Raw genomic sequence first — 2,545 nt, 5'->3', positions numbered from 1 at the left:
TGCGGCCAACCCCCAGCGTTTGACCATGCCCTTGATCCGCAAGGACGGGGTTACCAAAGATCCAGAGTTTCTCAACCGCTTGAACCGCGACAGTGCCGACTGGTCTGAGGTGTTCCGAGAAGCCAGCTGGGAGGAGGCCTTGGCCTTGGGCGCTGGCCAATTGAAAAATCTGCGTGACCAGTTTGGCCCCAAGGCTTTGGCTGGCTTTGGTTCAGCCAAGGGCGGCAACGAAGAAGCCTACTTGTTCCAAAAATTGGTGCGCACAGGTTTTGGCTCCAACAACGTCGACCATTGCACGCGCTTGTGCCACGCTTCCAGCGTGGCCGCTTTGCTCGAAGGCGTGGGCTCGGGTGCCGTGAGCAACCAAGTCAACGACGTCGAGCATTCAGAGCTGATCTTTGTTATCGGCTCTAACCCCACGGCCAATCACCCAGTGGCGGCCACTTGGATGAAAAATGCCGCCAAGCGCGGTGCCAAAATCGTGTTGGCCGACCCACGGGTCACCGACATCGGCAAGCACGCCTGGCGCACATTGCAGTTCAAGCCCGACACCGATGTGGCCATGCTCAATGCGCTGATCCACGTGGTGATCGAAGAAGGCTTGGCCGATCAGGACTTCATTGCCAAGCGGGCTAACAATTACGAAGCCTTGAAAGAAAACGTCAAAGGCTACAGCCCCGAAGCGATGGCCCCCATTTGTGGTGTGCCCGCGCAGACTTTGCGAGAAGTGGCACGCGCTTTCGCCCAAGCCAAAGGTGCCATGATTTTGTGGGGCATGGGCGTGAGCCAGCACGTCCACGGTACCGACAACGCCCGCTGCTTGATCGCGTTGGTCACGGTGACCGGACAAATTGGCAAACCCGGCTCGGGCTTGCATCCCCTGCGTGGGCAAAACAACGTGCAAGGCGCGTCCGATGCCGGTTTGATTCCGATGATGTTCCCCAACTACCAACGCGTCACCAATGGGGCCGCGCACGCCTGGTTTGAGGACTTCTGGCACATGCCACTGGACGCCCAGCCGGGCTACACGGTGGTCGAGATCATGCACAAAATCTTGGCCCCTGAAACGGATGCGCACAAGGTGCGCGGCATGTACATCATGGGTGAGAACCCTGCCATGAGCGACCCCGACTTGAACCATGCCCGCCATGCGCTGGCCACGCTCGATCACTTGGTGGTGCAGGACATTTTCATGACCGAAACCGCCTGGCTGGCCGATGTGGTGTTGCCTGCGACCGCTTGGCCCGAGAAGAACGGCACCGTCAGCAACACCGACCGCATGGTGCAACTGGGCAAGCAAGCGATCGACCCACCCGGTCAGGCCAAACCCGATTTGTGGATCATCCAGCAGATGGCACAACGCATTGGTGCGCACACCCGCCAGACGCCTGGAACGCCGCAATTGGATACAGGGCGCGGTCGCCCCTTGGCTTGCGGTTACGAAGGCGAATTCGACGGCGTGGCCGAGGTCTATGACGAAATGCGCCGCGCCATGCACACCGCCATCTCAGGCATCACCTGGGACCGGTTGCAGCGCGAGTCCAGTGTCACCTACCCCTGCCTGAGCGCCGAAGATCCAGGTGCCCCCACGGTGTTCATTGAGCAATTCGCCACCGAAGACGGTCGTGTGAACCTGGTGCCCGCCGACATCATTCCCGCCAACGAACGGCCCGATGCCGAGTACCCCTTTGTGCTCATCACTGGACGGCAGTTGGAGCATTGGCACACGGGCAGCATGACCCGCCTAGCCACGGTGCTTGATGCGATTGAACCGATGGCCACAGCCTCGATGTGTGGTGGCGACATGGCTCAATTGGGTTTGAGCACGGGCGATGTCCTGACGATCGAATCGCGCCGTGGCCAAGTCACCTTGCACGTTCGGCGTGACGACGGCACGCCTCATGGGGCCGTGTTTGTGCCCTTTGCTTACTACGAAGCAGCGGCCAATTTGATGACCAACGCGGCCTTGGACCCGTTTGGGAAAATTCCCGAGTTCAAGTACTGCGCCGTGGCCATCCGGGCGGGGGGCGAGCTTGCCGCGGTGGCCGGTTACGGCACCCAAGCCATGACCGCGTGACCATTGCCGCCATGCGCGCCATGCGTTGGATGAGGTTCTGTGCGCTCAACGGCCTCGGCTGACCCGGGCGCAGAGGCGACCTTCGGGTCGCTTGCCCATGAGGTGGGCGAGCGCGCAGCCGCCTGTCGGGTGATCGGCGCCTGATCCGAGGTCTTTTGTGTGTGGGGGGGGAAATAGTCCCTGGGCATTGGGCTTGCAAGGCCGTTATCAAATTTTGGGGCGCATCCGCCGTTTCATTGAAAGCATAATCAGAGGCTGAATGAAATCAGCGGTGGGCAGGCATGTCGTTTGGCGCAGCCTGCCAAGTCAATCACTGGCCAAGGAGGCCGTTTTGAATCTGAATGTGCAAACCATCTTCTGGATGGATGCTTTTTTGTACCTGATGCTGCATGCAGCCATCTGGTATGGGTTGGCGCGCTTTCGCAGCCCCGTGGTGGTCTTGTGGAGTGCCTCTGGCATTTTCAGTGC

General features: G+C 60.2%; 2 protein-coding genes. Both read left to right on the top strand.

All coding sequences use genetic code 11. The annotated features are described in order from the left end of the window. On the top strand, window positions 1-2,077 hold a 2,077-nt coding region (locus tag Q0341_RS08040; protein ID WP_299511904.1), incomplete at its 5' end, for a formate dehydrogenase subunit alpha. A 259-nt stretch (window positions 2,078-2,336) separates the two neighbouring features. Beyond that, on the top strand, window positions 2,337-2,545 hold a 209-nt coding region (locus Q0341_RS08035), incomplete at its 3' end, for a hypothetical protein (RefSeq protein ID WP_299511902.1).

It is taken from the genome of uncultured Limnohabitans sp., assembly GCF_937889215.1.
Lineage (GTDB): Bacteria > Pseudomonadota > Gammaproteobacteria > Burkholderiales > Burkholderiaceae_C > Limnohabitans_A.
This window is presented reverse-complemented; position numbering and strand designations above follow the sequence as displayed.